Annotated in this window: 11 protein-coding genes; all 11 read right to left on the bottom strand. The window is 64.4% G+C overall.

Features of this window, described 5'->3' with window-relative positions; genetic code table 11:
* Positions 1 to 9 precede the first annotated feature (9 nt).
* On the bottom strand, positions 10 to 1,851 hold the full coding sequence (gene asnB / locus R1Z03_RS16695) for an asparagine synthase (glutamine-hydrolyzing) (RefSeq protein ID WP_317352994.1): 1,842 nt from the start codon (positions 1,849 to 1,851) through the stop codon (positions 10 to 12).
* 31 nt (positions 1,852 to 1,882) lie between these two features.
* Positions 1,883 to 3,247: a hypothetical protein gene (locus tag R1Z03_RS16690; RefSeq protein ID WP_317352991.1), complete on the bottom strand. Its 1,365-nt coding sequence runs from the start codon at positions 3,245 to 3,247 to the stop codon at positions 1,883 to 1,885.
* 342 nt (positions 3,248 to 3,589) lie between these two features.
* Positions 3,590 to 4,546: an NAD(P)-dependent oxidoreductase gene (locus R1Z03_RS16685; protein ID WP_317352989.1), complete on the bottom strand. Its 957-nt coding sequence runs from the start codon at positions 4,544 to 4,546 to the stop codon at positions 3,590 to 3,592.
* Positions 4,543 to 5,811 carry a hypothetical protein gene (locus R1Z03_RS16680; RefSeq protein WP_317352987.1) on the bottom strand — a complete coding sequence of 423 codons (1,269 nt, stop codon included), beginning with the start codon at positions 5,809 to 5,811 and terminating at the stop codon, positions 4,543 to 4,545. The genes R1Z03_RS16685 and R1Z03_RS16680 overlap by 4 nt, the downstream gene beginning before the upstream one ends.
* 131 nt (positions 5,812 to 5,942) lie before the next feature.
* Positions 5,943 to 7,190, bottom strand: a complete 1,248-nt coding sequence (locus tag R1Z03_RS16675; protein WP_317352984.1) for a polysaccharide biosynthesis C-terminal domain-containing protein — start codon at positions 7,188 to 7,190, stop codon at positions 5,943 to 5,945.
* A 22-nt stretch (positions 7,191 to 7,212) separates the two neighbouring features.
* Entirely contained in the window at positions 7,213 to 8,967 is a 1,755-nt protein-coding gene (locus R1Z03_RS16670) for an ABC transporter ATP-binding protein (RefSeq protein ID WP_317352981.1), read from the bottom strand.
* Positions 8,964 to 9,416 (bottom strand): lasso peptide biosynthesis B2 protein, encoded by a 453-nt coding sequence (locus R1Z03_RS16665; RefSeq protein ID WP_317352978.1) that lies wholly within the window; start codon positions 9,414 to 9,416, stop codon positions 8,964 to 8,966. Before R1Z03_RS16665 ends, R1Z03_RS16670 begins: the two co-directional genes overlap by 4 nt.
* A 183-nt stretch (positions 9,417 to 9,599) precedes the next feature.
* Positions 9,600 to 10,772 (bottom strand): nucleotidyltransferase family protein, encoded by a 1,173-nt coding sequence (locus R1Z03_RS16660; RefSeq protein WP_317352976.1) that lies wholly within the window; start codon positions 10,770 to 10,772, stop codon positions 9,600 to 9,602.
* 127 nt (positions 10,773 to 10,899) lie between these two features.
* A complete protein-coding gene (locus tag R1Z03_RS16655) occupies positions 10,900 to 11,757 on the bottom strand; it encodes a sulfotransferase domain-containing protein (protein WP_317352973.1) in 858 nt (285 codons plus the stop codon).
* Positions 11,754 to 12,656 (bottom strand): hypothetical protein, encoded by a 903-nt coding sequence (locus R1Z03_RS16650; protein WP_317352971.1) that lies wholly within the window; start codon positions 12,654 to 12,656, stop codon positions 11,754 to 11,756. The genes R1Z03_RS16655 and R1Z03_RS16650 overlap by 4 nt, the downstream gene beginning before the upstream one ends.
* A 49-nt stretch (positions 12,657 to 12,705) precedes the next feature.
* On the bottom strand, positions 12,706 to 12,987 hold the full coding sequence (locus R1Z03_RS16645) for a PqqD family protein (protein ID WP_317352968.1): 282 nt from the start codon (positions 12,985 to 12,987) through the stop codon (positions 12,706 to 12,708).
* Positions 12,988 to 12,992: the final 5 nt, after the last annotated feature.

Below are 12,992 nucleotides of genomic sequence, written 5' to 3'. Positions count from 1 at the left end.
AGACAGACGCTATGCATAAATGCTCCGGTGCCACAGGGCGACTGACACTGCGAGCCAGAGCGTGGTGTGTGCGCGTCCCCGGGCCAGTTCGGTTCGCAGCCGGGGCACGTCGAGGAATTCGCCCAACTCCGGCGGCAGCGATGACAAGGTCCGCTGCACGGGCATGCGGTCCAACAGGAATTGCTCGGCGTGACCGAAGCCAGTGCTCTTGCGCCGTTCCACGATGCGCGGAGGCATGTCGGCCGCGAAGGCCCGCCGCAGCAGCGCTTTGCCGTGGTAGTTGCCCATGCGGGTGTCTGCCCGGGTCGCGAGCGCACGCTCCACCAGCCGGTAGTCCAGGAAAGGCGCTCGCACCTCGATGCCGGCGGACATGCTATTGCGATCGGCCATGCGCAGCACCATTGGCAGATTGGTGGAGAGCGCGTCACTGCGCATGCGCATCTCCACGCCAGCCCGGCGGTCGGCCTGCAATGCGCGCAGGCGCGGCGACTGGTCGTGCCAGAGCGCGCCGGACATGCAGGCCACGCTGGGCCGGTTTCGCCGCAGCATCGCGCCCAGCAGCGGTCCCGGCAGATCCCAGGCCAGGCGGTGGAGCAACGCACGGGGCAGCACGGCGCCGCTGGCAAGCAGTTTCACCAGCGCAGGCAGGTGTGCGCCGCGCAGAGCGTCCCGTGCGGCCAGGGGTAGGTACAAACCCACATAACCGCCAAACAACTCGTCGGCACCTTCTCCGTTGAGGACCACCTTGTATCCTGCCTCGCGGATCGCCCGGTACATGCGGAAGCTGGCGAAGATCGATGGAGTGCAGAAAGGCGCTTCCTGCGCGACCACCAGCGCCCGCAGTTCCTCCTCGTCCGGGACCGCGTGGGCGCGATGAACGTGGTGCCGGGTGATTTGACCCCACTCCTTCATCAGGGCGGCGGCGTCGGCCGTTTCATCGAACGCTGCATGGGTAGCATCGCAATATCCGTAGGTGAACGCGCCTGCAAAACAGGTGCGGGGTGCGGAATCGGCTTGCAGGCTGATGCGGGTCAGGATGGAACTGTCCAACCCGCCGGACAGGAGGGTCACGGTGGGAACATCTGAGCGCAGACGCAGGCGCGTGGCGTCTTCGAGCAGGGCCCGGGTTGCCTCTGCGTCAAGGGGATCGGCGGCGCCTGGAGCGGGCCAGTCGTGATAGCGGTGGCGGCGGCTGTGGCCAGTTGGCGATACCCGGTACAGCCAGCCAGGGGGCACGGCGCGGATCCCCTGGTAGAAAGTGTCGCAATTGTGATCGGACAGGCCCGCGACGAGGAAGTCGAAGATTGCGGCCGGGTTGGGTGGCGGGTACCCGCCCAGTGCACAAGCGATCGCACGGATTTCGCTCGCCAGCACCAATCGCTGGCCGTCGTGGTGCATGTAGAGCGGCTTCACGCCAAGCCGGTCGCGGCAGTAGACCAGTTCGCCGGTCGTCTGTTCCAGGAGCACCACTGCCCACATTCCGTTGCAGCGCGGGAACAATGCCTCGCCCCATGCTCGCCAACCGTGCAGGATCACCTCGGTGTCGCTGTCAGTGCGGAAGCGGTGGCCGAGCGCTTCCAGTTCGCGGCGCAACTCCAGAAAGTTGTAGATTTCTCCATTGAACACCACCACGTTGCCGCTCTCCGCACACCGCATCGGTTGCGTGGCAGCGTCACTCAGATCAAGGATCGCCAGCCGGCGGTGGCCCAGCGCCGTCGGTACGGGCTGGTTCAGGCACAGCAGACCTTGTGCATCCGGCCCGCGGCTCGACAGTGCATCCAGCGCATGCTGGGCGCGTGGCTGCAGCGCCGAATCGGCCACGAAACTCCGCAGGGCGACTATTCCGCACATTGAACAAAACCCAATCGGTTACCGAATGCCGCTACCAGGAGATCGCACGCCATCGCGCAGATCGTGCGCTGGCGCGCAAAAGATTGTGGTGGCGCCACGCTTTCCATGCGGTGGCCAGCAGGAGGATGGCGGCAATTCCGCGTCCAACAGGACTACTCCAGAGAGCCGCCGCTAAGAGCACAGACAGCAGCGCGGCGTACCCGCCCAGATTCAACCACAGACCGCACAGGCGCAGCGCTGCGCCAGCCATTCCCAGAAGGCACAGCAGACGTGCCCATAGCAACCACTGCGGCGCTGTCCAGGCCGCAGCGGCCAGTTGCAGCAAGCCGCTGCACAGGAAACCCAACAACAGCACCCGCAGCAGCGCGGTTTCGCGATGGCGCCCGATCAGCAGTGCAGACAGTACGCTGCTGGGCAGAATCACCATACCAGCGGCCAGTACCGGCGCAACCCAGACAATCCAGGCCCGTTGCTCTGCAGTGCCCGCCGCATCGATGACCGCGACCAGCAGTTGCATGCCCAGCGCGGAAAAGCCCAGCACCAGTGAAATCAGCGCCGTGGCCCAGCGCTCGCCCACCTCGCTGCGCGCCTCGATCAGCAGGAGCCGGTTGAACTGATTGAAAACGCCACTGGCTCCGTTGACCAAATATCCAATCATGAGATAAATCGGCAGAAATGCTGGCGCGATGGCGGCCAGAAGCAGGGGCGTCAGGCGGTCGTGCAAAGTTCCCACCATGCCCATCAAGGACAGCTGCAGCGACATCCCGAGCATCTGCCGGGAGCGGCCTGGACTGGGGCATAGCAATTGCCAGCGCATGCCGAACGCAGCCACATTGACCAGTGCTTGCACCAGATATCCCACGCTCACGGCCAGGCCTGCACCGGCTGCCCCGGCGCTCTCCGGATGCAGGTGCAAAACCAGCCAGGCCAGTATCGCCACCGGCATGGCGACCTGTTGAACCGCGAATCCGAGCAGCCGTTTACCCTGCGCCAGCAAAGGCGCGGAATAGCCGACCAGCCCGAGCAGCGTTGCCGGGAGCACGGCGATCGTGTATTCAAAGGCGTTTCCCTGCCCTCCATAGCTCCACCATGCCGCTGCAGTCCATACCAAGTCGAGGAACAGTGTGGCAAGAAGGCGGTGGAACAGGGCACGCCGCCATCGATCGCCCCAATCGGGAGACGCCGGATCCTCGCGCAGGAACCAGGATGCATAGCCCAGATCCGCCACGAACAGCACGCTCATGAGCCAGAGGTGCGCCAGCCCCACCTCGCCATAGCCCTGCAGGCCGAACTGGCGTACCAGGAGCCACTGGAACAGCAGCGTGCAACTCTGGCCGAGCGTGTACAGGGCTGCACCGGCGACGAAGCCCGCCTGCATGCGGGCGGTCGTGTTCACGGAAACACGGCCCCCACGCCGGATGGCGCATGGTTTGGACGGGTAGCGCAAGCCGGGCGAACACCGTGATCGCCGACGCAAAAGACGCAGGAATGGGTGCTAGGGCAAACACGATGGAGCGCGCGCCATGCCAACACACAATGAAGAAAGCCGGCATCCAACTCTGAATCTCCGACGGGCGCATGGCACGCCCTGAGCAACTGGTTAATACGGTTCTGCCGATGTGCGCGGAATTTTCGCATGCGAGCGTTCACCAGCAGATTTGCCAAACCACACGAAGAGGATCATGCGCATCGGCTGCCTGCGCGGAGCGCCCGCGACAGCCCGAACTTCCTGCAGCAGCTAGCCCATACGGCCATCGACATCCGAGGATGGGGGATCGAGCGTCATCTGCAGCGCCTGGTGCAGGCTCCATCGCGTGCGCCAGCCCAGACGTGACCACGCCTTGCCAGGATCGCCCAATTGGTGGGCGCGGTCGTTGGGCCGCTGGCGTTGTGGATCCACCTCGATCCGTGGACTGCGTCCCAGCAATTTGCCGATTTCTGAGACGAGATCGCCGACCGAATGCTCTACGCCCGAACAAAGGTTGAAAACATCGAAAGCCGGTGTCAGATGGGGATCGTCGAGCAGTGCCAGAACGCCGGCCGCCGCGTCGTCCGCATGCATGTAGTCGCGGCGAGGCTGAAGATTTCCAAGTCGCAATACCGGCTCCGTCCCCGGGTCCGCCCGTAATTGAGCCAGAACGTCTGGAATCAGATGGGCATTCGGATCGTCGTGCGCGATGCTGTTGAAGAGTCGCGCCACGCGCCCGCGGCGTCCTTGGGCGCGGGAGCACCACAACCGCAACTGGCTCTCGTTGCAGAGTTTGGACAGCGCATAGTTGTCGCGTGCTTCGGTGGGGCTGTCGGCCTCGGTCAGCATCTCGCGGCCCCACGCGTAGACAGCGCCGCTGGATGCGATGACCACCTGTTGCAGACCAGTCTGCGTCGCGGCATGCAGCACGCTTTCGGTGCCTTCCACGTTCACCCGCAGACAATGCATGCGCTGTGTCTCGCATGTGGGAATGTGATGCACCGCCGCCAGATGAACGATGGCGTCCGCACGGAGATCCCTCAGCGCGGCCTCCACGGTGGCGGTATCGCACACATCAGCCACCACACTGAGGGTCAGTCCCAGCGGCATCGGCATGCCACTGGACAAATTGTCCAAGCCCGCCACGGCATCGCCACGGCGCAGCAAGGCGGAAACGAGGCGACGCCCAATCATGCCGGCCGCACCGGTGACAAGCACCCGCCTCACGCTGAATCCTTGTCGTAAGCGATGGACGCCCGCTCCGGCAGCAGCCTGCGCCGCAGGCCGGCGGGCAACCAGGCAAACAATGGGTCGCTATGGGCTGACCATGGCAGCTGCGCTGCGCTGTCCCTGCGACGCAGTGCCGCGTAGGACGCAAGCGCCAGAGACAGCACACCCAGGGTGCACAAGAACGCCGCCAAGGCCACCAGCCACGGCCGGCGCGACGGCACCGGCGCCGCCGAAATCGCCGGCTGGGCCTTGTAGCGCAATTGCTCGGCCTTGTATTGCAGTTGGCCCAAGGTCATCTGTATTTCGCTGCCAACCTGTTGCTGAGCCGCATCCACGGTGGCGTCGGGTGGAAACATCTCATGCTGGTTCAGCCGAAGCCAGTCCGCCAGCGCAGTCCCCGAATACAAGCTGCGCATGCGTGCATCGACCCGGCCGAGATAGCGCTGCTTCCAGTCCAGTTGTTCGAGTTCGCGCTGCCCCTTGCGCAGGCTGGCCCGTGTCTCCGCGACAGTGGACTGCAATGCGACCGTTTGCGCGAGCGGCGACAGGTACTTGCCGCCTCCATCGCCGACGGATACCACCGTGCTGAAACCGTTGCGCCGCAACTCAGGGTACTGCTGCAGCAGCTTCTGCATCTCTTGGACCTGCTTCAGGTTTTGTTCGATGGAGAACTGTTGCCTGATCTGTTCGATCTGCAGACGTGCGCGCTGCTCAAGTACCTCGAGCTGCAGCTTGTCCAGGTATTCGCGCAGGTCCGACCACCACATGACCTGGCGGATGTGCTGCGCGATCAGTTCGAACTGCTGGGACGCCGCCGCGTCGTCGCGTACCAGGAGAGACACTTCCAGTCCCAGCGCGCCCACCTTTTTGGGATCGATGTTGATCTGCTCGCGGATGTCATCGCGCCCCACGGTGCTCCGGTAGCTCACGCGGGAACTCCAGTAGCGCGGTTGCTGAAACTGCATCAGCAATCGGTCTCGCTGTCCGGCAGGCAACTTTGCTTCGGCCAACGACGCAGCGACCAAATGCCGGTCCGACAGCATGGGCTGCAGCCTGCGCCACTGGTCCAGCGGCATCTGTGCCGTGTCCAGCAGGGCGACGGCGCTGTAGACCGGCACCAATGCGACGCCGGCCCCGGCGACCAAGGCAAACAGCAAAGCGACCGGGACCAGCAATCGTCCGAATTCGCGGTAAAAGCGCAGCAGTTCCAGCAGCAAGTCGGCCAGCGACACATCGTCGCCGCGCTCCCGCACGTTGTTCATCCCTGGCATCGGAATATGGGCCGGTGTTCAATGTATTTACAGGGGGTGTATCTTCCATCCGACACGATGCTGGGTCTCCATCGAGGCACGCGGCCAGAGGCGAGAAACGAAAACATCTTGCCACACAAATCTCACCGCGAAGGTATTCGCGGCCGTTCTGGCTTGTGCCGCCCAAACAGGCCGATGCACAGCGCGGCACACAGCATGGCTTCGGTTGCGATCACGGCCGTGGCCGCGCCCCGCGCGCCATGCTGCGGGACCAGCAGCAGATTGAGGGCCAGGTTGGTCACTGCTGCCAAGCCCGCTCCCCATGCATAGCAACGTGCTCGATCCAGCGCGATCGCGGCCTGCGTCAGCACATAGTTGGGCAGCACGAAAACGAACGCCGCGAACAGCCAGCCCAGCAGCGATCCTGCCGACTGGTATGCAGGGCCGAACAGAAATTCGATCAGCCACGGACCCAGCCAGGCGCCGCCCAGGGCCAGCCCCAGGCCGGCGGCCCCTGCGGTGAACAAGCTGCGCCTTAGCAGCCTGCGCGCCGCGGCCGCATGGTCGCGGGTTTTGCGCAGGCGACGGAAAAAGAACAGCGCCAGTGGCATGGCCAGCAGCAGCACACCGTCGAACAGGCGATAAGCCGCAGCATACTGCCCAATCTCTGCAGGATCTGCCATCCTTTGCAGGATCACGATGTCGCTGCGCCGGTAAAGGCACGTGGCCAAATCGATCCACAGAAAGCCTGCCGCGGCGTGATAGAGCGGGGCAGGCGGCGGCCACCGGGTTCGATCGCGCACATCCTGCCCAAGTACGGCATACGCCAGCATCAGGCCTATCCCCCAGGCGCCGAACACGATGCCGGGCTCGGGCCCAAACAGCAGCACCCCGAAAATGATCGCCAGGGCACTCGACATGCGCGCTCCCGCCTGCCACCGGCCTTCGCGCTGCCACTGCCCCGCTGCCTTCAACTGCACCGATACCAACTGCGAGAGCGACACGGCAGCGAAGCACCACACAGCCGCAGGCAATGCGAGATCTGCGCCGAAAGGTATCAGCGCGAGACAGCCGCCTACGAGCAGCAACGTGGTCACCAGCAGGTGGCCTCGGGCCAGCCCCGGCAGCACCGCCTCGAACGACTTGAGGGCGGGGCTGGGTGAGACTTGCTCTCGCAGCACGAGAGTGCGCAGCCCTGCGTCCTGCGCAAGGGCCAGCAGCGTGGCCAAGTTCAGCAGGTAAGCATAGCGGCCGAAGCCGGACGGCTCCATGCGCCGCGCCAGCCACACAGACAGGGCCAGCGATATGGCCGCCGTCACAAGCACTGATAGCCACTGAGCCGACAGTGCCCAGACGCCTGCATGCCAACGACGCGGATTCAGTGAAGTCATGGTCGGTCCTCGCCGGCGAGCGTCATGGACCTTCCGTCCAGGCCGGCGACACCTCATGCCAGAGTCCTTGTGCGCGAACCCTCCCTTGCTCCAGCAGGACGACTTGGTCCGCACGTTCCAGTAGCCCCAGCCGGTGGCCGATGACGACCACGGTCAACTGGCCATGCAGTTGCTCGATAGCTGCGTGGATGCGTGCCTCGTTTTCGTGGTCCAGCGCGCTGGTGGCCTCATCGAGTATCAGCAGCGCCGGGCGCTGCAGCAGCGCGCGTGCCAGCGCCAGCCTCTGCCGCTCACCTCCGGACAGGCACACGCCGCGCTCGCCCACGATCGTGTCCCACCCCTGCGGCAATGCATGCACGAATCCGGCGGAGGCTTTTTCCAGTGCGGCGCGCAACATCTCATCGTCGGCCTGCGGTGCGGCAATGCGCAGATTGTGGTGGATGGTGTCATTGAAGAGGAATGTGTCCTGCGAGACGTACGCCACCGCCTGCCGCCACGACCTGCGCATCCGTCCGTCCAGCGGCACTCCATCGATCGCCAGACTGCCCTCGTCCGGACCCAGCAGACCGCACAGGACGTCGGCCAGCGTGCTCTTGCCGGAACCGGAAGCGCCAATGATCGCAGTAGTGGTGTGCACGGGGAGCGTCAAGGACACCGAGTTCAAGGCCGGCACTGTCCGTTCGGCATAGCGGACACTTACCGCACGCAGTGTTATCGACCTGCGCGCCTGCGGCTGCGCAGCGGGCTGCGCAGCATCCGGCTCGGCCCACTCACGGGCCTGGCCGATCTGCTGATCCATCTCGGTGAACGCCGGCAGCGCGTGCAGCCAGTACTGGTGTTGCTGGTGCGTTGCCGCCAAAAGAGGCAGCAGGCGCGCGAACACCAACACCAACGTCAGCAATTCGGCGACAGGCACCTGCCAGACCCGAAGCCCCAGGTAGATGTAGGCTGCCAGCAGCATCGCGCCGCTACTGTGCAGCAACGCTTTTGACAAGCTCAGTGCGGATGCGAAACGCAGGTGCTGATCGCGCAGCGCGCTGGCGTCACGGGCGATCCAGGCGGCGTAGCGCGACTCGGCGCCCAGAATTTTGGCCAGTCGCAAACCGGCCAGGCTGTCTTGCAGGCTGGCATGGAGCCGCTTGCTGGACAACGTCAACTGTCGGCCCAGCGCCAAGACACCTCGGCGTTGGCCGGCCAAAAGCGCCAGCAGCAGCGCTCCGCCCAGCGTCGATGCCAAGGCCAGCTTCCAGTCCAGCGTGAATCCTGCAAGCACATAGATCGCCGCAGTGGCAAAAGAGGCCAGCATCGCCAGACCGTGACCCAGTCCCACCCCCACACGGCTGGCATTGCTCAGCATCAGGCTGGCATGGTCGGCGGTGCGCTGCGCCTGGAGCCAACGCCATTGTGCGCCGAGCAAAGCGGAAAAGCTGGCTTCGCGCAGGCGCTCGGCCACGTCCTGCTGAAGCCGTGCCGCAGCGCACTCGCGTGCATGCTGAACCACGTTGCGCAACAGCAGCAGCGCGCAGAAAGAAAGCAGCAGCCAGGGTAGCGACGCCGTCGCTCGCAGATCGAAAGCGGCGATGGCCTGGGTGGCCGCGCGTGCAACCATGCTCTCGCCGCCACCGGCGTCACCCTGCAAGGCACTGAGCAAGGGCACGAGCAGTAAAACCCCCAGACCTTCACTGACACTGGCCAGAACCATCAGCAGGAACAACGAGACGCGACGCTGCGGACTGGCCCATGACATCAGCCGCATCAGGGCCCGAGCCGCCGTCATGGGGCCTTCCCGGGACGGCTGACGTAGCAGGCCACTCTGGTGAAGCGCTTCGCACCTGCGCCGCCAGTGACGCAAAAGTCTCCGGCGAGAACCCAGGAATGGGCTTGCAGTTGCGTCGCATCGGAACGCGCGACGCCGAAGCACACCATGTGACCAACCCGAAACAGGCAGAGAAAGCAATGCGCTGCCAGCGCCTGGGTCAGGCAGTTGGACTGCCACGGCGTGTGCCCGGAGGCCAGCCTGATGGTCCGCGCGATCTGCACCGCACGACGTTGCGCACGTTCGTCCGGCGCCGGCATGGGAGGAGGCACCGCCACGCTTTGACCCAGCCACGGCGCCAACCGGCGAAAACCCAGGCACCGCACCGCCGCACGGGCCGCACCCAGAAGCAGCCAGGCCGGCAGAAGCAGCCAGCGCTCGAAGCGCGGCAAATGCAGAAACGCCAGCACCCGGTCAAAGTGGGATATCTGGTGGCGAGGCGGTGGAGTCATGCACCACCTCGCCGAAGACCTGATTCGACGCATGCCCGAAGTTCGCAAGGCCATTCGGGCGCTAAGGCCGCACCTGCGGCGGCGCGCCTGTTCAGGAAGAGTGGCATCCCCCAATCGAACTCGGTGGTTGGGCTGGTAAGGCTAGACACGTCTTCGCTTGGTCATGTGCTGGTGCGCCAGCCGCACCGCACGAACGCCCGGATAGGCCCACCGCAGATAGGAGGGAAGTGCCACGGCCGCGCGATCATCCTCCGTGGGAGCCAGCAGAAAGGGTATGAGTTGCAGACGTCCATGCCAACTGGATTCCAGCGACAGCAGCCGCAGCCCGTAGCGGACCATGCCCATCCGTGCGGCAAGGTCGGCGCCGCGATCGGAGCCAAGTGCGTCCAGATGCGGCAGCAGTGCGTCGGCGGCGGGACGCGCTGCACGAAGCAGCAGGGCATGCGAACGGAATACCTCCGGCGTTGCGACACCGAGTGTGGCCTCGGCAAGCAGGACCGACATCGCCAGATGGCGCTCGGTTCCCAGGCGCTGCGCCAGGTCCAGCACCTGCGGCCAGTCCATAGTGGTGCTGCGCATCGCCAAAGCCATGTCCACCAGCCAGAATGCCCGGCACCAGTTGTGTTTTGTGCCATGGAACGCCGCATAAGCCACCGCGGCGGGCGCCGACAGGGTGGCGACTTCCATGCCGCCCACCATCACCCTTGCGATGTGTCGGTCCCACAGTCGCAGATTTTCCAGTTGGAACTGGCCGGGACGGTTAGCGAGACGGAGATGCAGCTCCAGCACCACGCCACTCGTCGCATGTCGCAGCGGCAAGGCATGGTTGTCGGCGCAGTATTGCTCCAGATCGGATGCGGCGGCGGGATCCAGCCTGTAGTCCAGGGCCTGCAAATGCCGTAGTGCCGGGTTCCGGTCTGCCGCGGAGATCAACAGGTCGATATCGCAGGCTTCCCTGCGCTGCGTGGCTTCGAACAGCGCGGCATAACCCTGACCCTTGAGCAGGCAGTAGCGAAGGCCAGCCTGGTCAAGGGATGCCACGATCTCCCGTAATGCGGCCGTCTGTTGCAGCATTCGCAGTGTCATTTGGCGCTGGCGTTGGCGCAGAGCGGCACGCAGCGTTTCTGGCATGCCCGGGGGCAACGTATCGGCCGCTGGCAGTGCAAGCGCCAGCCGATGCCACGCCAGCGTATGCGTGAACGACCGTGCGTCGACCAGGGCCAGCGCCGCATCGGTGGGTGCCTTCGCCTCCACTTGCCAAAGATGCAGTGCGTAGCGGAACGCCGGCGACCATTGTGCTGATGTGCGCATCATGGGGCCGGGCGCCATTGATGCGGGCGATCTGCTGCCAGCGGGGCGCATAGAACCCCGATGCGTTCCCGAGCCGTATCCGGCCCTGCCGTGGTGTGCGAGCTTGCGGTGACCTGCGGGTTGGCCTTCATCATCGGGCCTGCAGGTTGTCTATGGGCGCTCGGTCAGAGGCGTAACCCAGCCGCTGCATGATGGTCCCGTGTTGTTCCGCCAAGCGCTCGGCCTGATCGGGTTGCAAGGTCCCACGCCATGCACCCGCCCGGCCTTGGCGGAAGAACCGCTGCTGCACCGCGCGGCGCTCGATGAAACCATGCTCCTCCTCCATGCTGCGCAGTGTCTGGAAATTGCACGCACTGACAGCACGCGCCACGCACCCTGAATCCGCTGGCAGACCCAGGAACTCCGCAAGCCGCGCGGCTTCGCGCAGCGGTTCAGTCAGCAAGGCCTCGTAGTGCAACAGCAATAGCGGACCTGGTGCATCATCCAGCCAAGACCGCACGTGCTCGGACCAGGAGGCAAGGTGTTGCGGAGCCTGTAATGTGAATGCAGAAAAGCCACGGCCTACAGTGAATTCGGCATCGGCCATCCGCACAATGGCGGTCTCCACATCCACGCCCATGTGGTCGGCCCAAGAAGGAGCGATGTCGCGCGGATCGCGAACGATGTAGACCGTTCCTAGGCTGGCATCTGCGGGGAACAGCGCCGCGTCATAGCGGTCGTGCACCTTCAGCATGCCGCAGTGCTGCTTTGCATACAGCTGGTATGCCTGCAACCGCATGGCGCGCAGTTCGTCCGGATTCAGATCCTCGCTTGCCACATCCACATAGGCTTCCAGCCAGGTGCGCACTGCGGCATTGGGCAAGGCTTTGCCCAGGCCGTGCAGTTTCACAGGCGCCCCCTGCGCTTGGAGACTGGTGATCAAACACCGCACCCACGTATTGCCTGATTTTGGATACGAGGCGATCCAGAAGATGCCGCGGCGGTTCATGGGGTGAAGTTCGCTTCGATCAAATCGGCAGTTGCATCAAGTGCATCGAAACTTCGCGGACGGTGCAATTCCCAGACGGGGGTTATCCGGCCTACCGCAGCTGCCTGGGCGAATGTGGCCGCACGCAGGCCCAGGCGGTGAGCGACTTGCGGCCGCGACAGATAACCGTGCAGCATCGGCAAGGCTTCCGAAGGTGTACAACGCTTCAATAGAGGGGAAGGCGCATCGCGCAGCACCAGTACCGCATCCAGGTGTTTCGTCGAAACATCGAAGCCCGCATGCGGCCGCAGGTCGTACTTGTTCATGCCGGGTCGTATCTGCGGCAGCCCATTTACGGGAATTTCCAGTGCATCCATCGTTTCGCGCCACAGTTTCAGCCGCGGGAAAGCGGGCAGCACCTCAATGCCGCGGTCCTGGGACGTCTGCAAAACAGTCAGGTCGTCGCTCAGGAGGCAATGGCCTCGCCGGAGCAGCACCGCGGCGAGCGTGGACTTGCCAGCACCGCTGTGCCCCGCAATGGCCAGTGTGCGCGTCCCGACACGCACACATGCTGCATGCAGCGGAAAGAGGCCGCGCTGAAGGCATAAGTAGGCCAGTGCCGAGCCGAGCAGAAACAAGCGCCATCCCTCGTCTTGTGTTTGCACACGATCCACCCGTATGGAACGGCCGTCCCGGATGAGGATGCGCACCAAGTTCTGAATGCTCAACAGAACGCTTCCATCCGGACTCACGCTCAACCAGGGCGATGGGCCTTCAAAGCCGTCAAGCCGCTCAGGCACCGGCCCTTCCTCGATGATGAGGTCTTCTCCCGCACCGGCTCCCGTCCATTCGGGCAGCTCGGGTAGGAAAATTTCGCTGCGAACGTGCCATCCGCACAGTTGGTACTCGTATAGGCTCACAGGCAAGGTCCCTGGTCGGATGTTGCAATCGCCCTGGTTAGGCCGCTGTTCAGTGGCTTATGGCGACTGCGCCGGCATCGTGAAGGGTGCCGAGCAACGTGGCCACATCCGCCTCAATGCTGGTTCTGGATGCTTCGTAGGTCTCGCTCAGCCCGTCGCACAAGGCACTGAACGTGCAAGGCGTTGCAATGCGCGACCACACATCCCGTCCGATCGGATCCAAGGCCAGATAGATGGAACGTCCGGCGATCATGATGACCAGTTCCTCGCCCATGTCAGCAGCGAGGCAATCCGGAGTTTGGGCAATCAAGGCATCCGAATCGACGTTCATCCGTG

Origin of the sequence: Acidovorax sp. BLS4, assembly GCF_032929295.1 — a bacterium.
Classification (GTDB): domain Bacteria; phylum Pseudomonadota; class Gammaproteobacteria; order Burkholderiales; family Burkholderiaceae_C; genus Paracidovorax.
The sequence above is the reverse complement of the archived record's forward strand: the minus strand, read 5'-3'. Positions and strand labels throughout refer to the sequence as shown.

Coding starts and splice junctions, on each gene's coding strand:
- R1Z03_RS16680 (WP_317352987.1), bottom strand. CDS start 5,811: ATGAACAACGTGCGGGAGCGCGGCGACGATGTGTCGCTGGCCGACTTG.
- R1Z03_RS16670 (WP_317352981.1), bottom strand. CDS start 8,967: ATGACGGCGGCTCGGGCCCTGATGCGGCTGATGTCATGGGCCAGTCCG.
- R1Z03_RS16660 (WP_317352976.1), bottom strand. CDS start 10,772: ATGATGCGCACATCAGCACAATGGTCGCCGGCGTTCCGCTACGCACTG.
- R1Z03_RS16655 (WP_317352973.1), bottom strand. CDS start 11,757: ATGAACCGCCGCGGCATCTTCTGGATCGCCTCGTATCCAAAATCAGGC.
- R1Z03_RS16675 (WP_317352984.1), bottom strand. CDS start 7,190: ATGACTTCACTGAATCCGCGTCGTTGGCATGCAGGCGTCTGGGCACTG.
- asnB (WP_317352994.1), bottom strand. CDS start 1,851: ATGTGCGGAATAGTCGCCCTGCGGAGTTTCGTGGCCGATTCGGCGCTG.
- R1Z03_RS16645 (WP_317352968.1), bottom strand. CDS start 12,987: ATGAACGTCGATTCGGATGCCTTGATTGCCCAAACTCCGGATTGCCTC.